Here is a 4,060-nt window from a genome sequence, read left to right as displayed (position 1 = left end):
AAGAACACGCTGCACGACGTGACCAGCCGCTTCCACCTGCGCAACCGCTCGCACGCCGTCGCCTACGCGATCCGCGAGGGCTTCATCTAGACCCGTTCCACACGGAGAGAACAAGGAGAACGCCCCTATGGGAGTCATCGCCACCCTCAGCGACGAGGTGACGGAGGTCGAGCCGGGAGGGTCGGCCAGTTGCACCGTCAAGCTGCTCAACGACGGAGCAGTGGTGGACACCTTCTTCCTCGACGTCCTCGGGGACGCCAAGGAGTGGTCGAAGCTCACCTCCCCGGAGGTGAGCGTCTTCCCGGGTGAAGTGGCCACCGTGGACATCGTCTTCGCGCCGCCGCGCGAAGCCTCCGTCCGGCAGGGCCGGATCGGGTTCGCCCTGCGGGTGATGTCCCAGGAGGACACGGACCACTCCTCGATCGTCGAGGGCACCGTCTCCGTGGGCGGGTACCAGCAGGTCGAGACGGAACTGATCTCGCGCACCCTGCGCGGCAGCCGTTCCGCCCGCGGCCGGATCGCCCTGGACAACCTCGGCAACGCCCCGGTGACGCTCCGTCTCACCGGGACGGACGACGACGGAAAGCTGCGCTTCCGCTTTCCCGATCCGTCCGTGACCGTCCAGGGCGGCACCACCAGGATCGTCTCCTACCGCCTCAAGCCGCGCTCGCGGTTCCTGCGCGGGGAGGCGCGCACGCACCTGTACCGGATCCAGGCGAAGGGGAACGGGAGCACGAGCGAGGCGGCGGGCTCACTGGTCCAGCCCGCCATGCTGGCGCCCTGGGCACCCAAGGCGCTCATGCTGGCCGCGGGCGCGGCGGCCGTCGCCCTGGTCGTCGTACCGACCTACCTGGTCCCGAAGACGACCTCGCTCCTGGAGGGCAAGAACGTCGCGGACAGCCAGGACAAGAAGGCCGACCCGGCGGATCCGGATCCGCCGGCCGACGCGGGGGACAAGGGCGGGGACGCGGCGTCCAAGAAGTCCGGCGACGACGCGGGTGGCACGGCCGGTTCGGGCGGCTCCGGCCAGGGCGGCGCGGCCAACGGGGGCCAGGGCGGTTCCGGCGGTTCCGGCGGTTCCGGAGCGGGTAGCGCCGGCGGCGGTTCGGGATCGGGCACCGGCGGGGGCGGTTCCGACACGAAGAAGCCGGAGCTCCCGGCAGCCGTCCTCGCCGACGTGACCGGCACCAGCTTCCGTCTGGAGGCCAACTCCAAGCCGGGCAAGGCGGGCACGTACACGCTCAAGGAGCACGCACCCGTGGCCTCCGGCAAGAACCTCGCCATCAGCGACCTGCACATCGAGAACCTCGCCGACGACAAGGGCAAGGTCCAGCTGCGCCGGGACGGCGAGCTGCTGCGGGAGTTCGACCTCAAGGACGCCAAGAAGGAATGGCACTGGGTGGAGCCGATCCTCTTCACCGAGGGACAGAAGGTCGTGATAGCCGTGAACTGCGCCAACACCAACGGGGCCAACTGCACCCCCGCGTTCTCCTTCTCGGGCCGTACCTACACCCTGGCGCGCTGACAGCACGTCAGCACACCCCTACCTCCTGGAGCTGCCATGTCCCGTCCCGCCGCTCGGCTGGGTGACAGGGCCACCGGCATGGACCGGCACATCGTCCTGGTCCCGACCCCGGCCGGCCCCAGTCCCACACTGCTGCCGTTCCCGTTCTCCGGCACCCTCACGGGAGGCTGCTGCGCGACGGTCCTCATCGGGAACAGACCCGCCGCGGTGGTCGGCTCCAAGGCCGTCAACTTCCCGCCGCACCTGCCGCCCACCCCGCCCGGTGGTGCGTTCCTGCGCCCACCGGACAACACCGGAACGGTGACGACCGGCAGCGCCCTCGTCCTGATCGGCGGGAAACCCGCCGCCCGGGCCGGGGACACGGTCACCACGTGCAGCGACCCGATCCCCGGGCCGAACGCCAGGATCACCTCCCAGTGCAACGTTCTGATTGGCTGACCGAACCCATGCCCCACGTGCTTCTCATCGAGGACGACGACCTCATCCGCCACGCCCTCACGGTCGCGCTGGAACGGCTCGGGCACCGCGTCGTGGGCGCGAGCACGGGAGTCGAAGGGATCACGCGCGCGCTCCAGGACGGGGTGGACATCATCGTCCTCGACCTCGGCCTGCCCGACCTCGACGGGATGCAGGTGCTCAAGATGCTGCGCGCCTCCCTGGCCATCCCCGTGGTCATCGCCACCGCACGCGACGAGGAGGCCCACACGGTGGCGGCCCTCAACCTCGGCGCGGACGACTACGTCATCAAGCCCTTCTCCGCGGAACACCTCCAGGCCCGCATGACGGCCGTGCTCCGCCGCACCCGTCCCGACCCCGTACGGCCCCCGCTGCGCGTGGGAGGCCTGCTGATCGACCTCCACGCCCACGCCGCCTCGCTGGACGAGCAGGTGCTGGAGCTGCGGCCCAAGGAGTTCGCCCTCCTCTCCTACCTGGCCGAACGCGCCGGCCGGATGGTCAGCAAGGCCGAACTGCGCGCCGAGGTCTGGCAGAACGCCTTCGGTGTCACCGACAAGACCGTGGACGTCCACCTGTCCTGGCTGCGCCGCAGACTCGGCGAGAGCGCCGCCAGCCCGCGCTACCTGCACACCGTGCGCGGAGTAGGGGTCAAGCTGAACGCGCCCCGGGTCTGACGGCGTACCGCGACGCCGCCCGCGAACCCGTCCGGCCGTCAGCCCCCGGTCGTGGCGAGTTTGGCCGCGAAGCCCAGGAACAGGGCCCCGGCTCCGGCGGTGAGTCCGGCAGACAGTCGTCGGCGTCGGCGGAACTGGGCCGAGAAGTAGGTACCGCCCAGGATCAGGGCGGTGATGTAGCAGAGGCTGATCGACTGGTACACGAGGGCGAGCAGCGCGAAGGACAGTGCGGGATGCGGGTAGGCGGGGTCCACGAACTGGGCGAAGAATGAGATGAAGAACAGGATCGCCTTCGGGTTCAGCAAGGTGATCAGGACCGACCTGCGGAACGGTCGCTCGGTTCCGGTGATGTCTGCCTCGGGCCGTGTGGCCTGGGAGACCGCCTCCTTGCGGGTCCGCCAGGCTGTCCAGGCCCCGCGGAGCATCGACAGGGCGATCCATCCCAGATAGCCGGCGCCGGCCAGTTTCACCACGGCGAAGGCCAGGGGATTGGCCTTGAGCAGCGATCCGACACCCAGGGCGGTCAGCAGCATCAGGGCCATCTCGCCGAGGAAGACTCCCGCGGCAGCCCCGTACGCCGTCCTGACCCCATGCCGGACCGCCACCGACAGCGTGTACAGGGAGCTCGGCCCAGGGAGAAGAATGATCAGCAGAGTCCCCAGCGCGTAGGTAGGCAGGTTCGCCACTCCCAGCATCGCTTCACTCCGCTCTCCAGCTGTTCGACCGGCCGCCGGTCACCGCCAATCCGGGCAGGCTATCCGTACCAACCTCATCGCAGCGTTTACGCAAGGACGATCGAGCCTTGCTCCCTGACCGCAAGGGGATCTCGATCACGCATTCAGTCATCCGCGCCGGGACCCCGATGGCCTGCGCCCGCCGCCCTTGCGCCGGAACGCGTACGTCACGCAGAGCGCGCCCCCGGTCAGCGCGACCGCCGCCGCGATGTCGAAGGTTCCCGGAGGGCCGTGCGCGGCGTTCTCGTCCGCCTGCCCGTCGGAGGGTGCCGGGTGTCCCGGGGACGCCGCCTCCGTGGCGGGCGGTGTGCCGGGCGCCGCGCCCAGGGCCACCGGCACCGTGGTCCACTTCTGGCTCCGTGCGGGGGCGATGTCCGCGTCGGCGAGCGCGGCCGCCGTGTGCAGGGAGGCCCAGCCCAGTACCAGGGCGGCCACCAGGGCCGGGATACCTGTCCAGCGCATCGTCCCTCATCTCGCCCTACGGCCTCGTACCGGTCCGGGTGCCGTCCTCCTCCACGCTCACCGACGGACCGCCGGCCCGGCATCCACCGACCGGCCCACCGGGCGGTGGAGCCGCGGCGCAGCCGGAAGGGCATCCGCTGCGCCATGTACACGGCCTCGTAGGCGCTGACCATCCCGTAGGAGGTGTGCGGGTCGAAGTAGGTGGCCGT

5 protein-coding genes and 2 pseudogenes are annotated in these 4,060 nt (G+C 70.5%); 4 read left to right on the top strand and 3 right to left on the bottom strand.

Annotated features, from left to right (window positions below; genetic code table 11):
* The 4 genes and pseudogenes from ABZW32_RS39125 to ABZW32_RS39110 form a co-directional block, all read left to right on the top strand.
* A pseudogene (locus ABZW32_RS39125) lies at nt 1–90 on the top strand (DNA-binding response regulator); the annotation flags it as partial.
* Nucleotides 91–127: 37 nt separating this feature from the next.
* Nucleotides 128–1,525 (top strand): hypothetical protein, encoded by a 1,398-nt coding sequence (locus ABZW32_RS39120; RefSeq protein WP_356225587.1) that lies wholly within the window; start codon nt 128–130, stop codon nt 1,523–1,525.
* A gap of 36 nt (nt 1,526–1,561) precedes the next feature.
* Nucleotides 1,562–1,963, top strand: coding sequence for a PAAR domain-containing protein (locus tag ABZW32_RS39115; RefSeq protein WP_356225585.1), 402 nt, complete (start codon nt 1,562–1,564; stop codon nt 1,961–1,963).
* An 8-nt stretch (nt 1,964–1,971) separates the two neighbouring features.
* Nucleotides 1,972–2,655 (top strand): response regulator transcription factor, encoded by a 684-nt coding sequence (locus ABZW32_RS39110; RefSeq protein ID WP_356225583.1) that lies wholly within the window; start codon nt 1,972–1,974, stop codon nt 2,653–2,655.
* 38 nt (nt 2,656–2,693) lie between these two features.
* On the opposite strand, the gene leuE is transcribed toward ABZW32_RS39110, so the two are convergent.
* From leuE to ABZW32_RS39095, 3 genes and pseudogenes are all read right to left on the bottom strand, one after another.
* The gene (gene leuE, locus ABZW32_RS39105; protein WP_356225582.1) at nt 2,694–3,350 is read right to left on the bottom strand and encodes a leucine efflux protein LeuE; all 657 of its coding nucleotides are present in this window, start codon (nt 3,348–3,350) and stop codon (nt 2,694–2,696) included.
* Between the two features lie 147 nt (nt 3,351–3,497).
* Nucleotides 3,498–3,851, bottom strand: coding sequence for a hypothetical protein (locus ABZW32_RS39100; protein WP_356225588.1), 354 nt, complete (start codon nt 3,849–3,851; stop codon nt 3,498–3,500).
* Nucleotides 3,852–3,976: 125 nt separating this feature from the next.
* Nucleotides 3,977–4,060, bottom strand: a pseudogene (locus ABZW32_RS39095) (enoyl-CoA hydratase/isomerase family protein); the annotation flags it as partial.

Source organism: Streptomyces sp. NPDC004667 (assembly GCF_040609475.1).
Taxonomy (GTDB): Bacteria; Actinomycetota; Actinomycetes; order Streptomycetales; family Streptomycetaceae; genus Streptomyces.
This window is presented reverse-complemented; position numbering and strand designations above follow the sequence as displayed.

Bases quoted from the DNA above. Each gene is read 5' to 3' on its own strand.
- ABZW32_RS39110 (WP_356225583.1), top strand. From the start codon at position 1,972: ATGCCCCACGTGCTTCTCATCGAGGACGACGACCTCATCCGCCACGCC.
- ABZW32_RS39115 (WP_356225585.1), top strand. From the start codon at position 1,562: ATGTCCCGTCCCGCCGCTCGGCTGGGTGACAGGGCCACCGGCATGGAC.
- leuE (WP_356225582.1), bottom strand. From the start codon at position 3,350: ATGCTGGGAGTGGCGAACCTGCCTACCTACGCGCTGGGGACTCTGCTG.
- ABZW32_RS39100 (WP_356225588.1), bottom strand. From the start codon at position 3,851: ATGCGCTGGACAGGTATCCCGGCCCTGGTGGCCGCCCTGGTACTGGGC.
- ABZW32_RS39120 (WP_356225587.1), top strand. From the start codon at position 128: ATGGGAGTCATCGCCACCCTCAGCGACGAGGTGACGGAGGTCGAGCCG.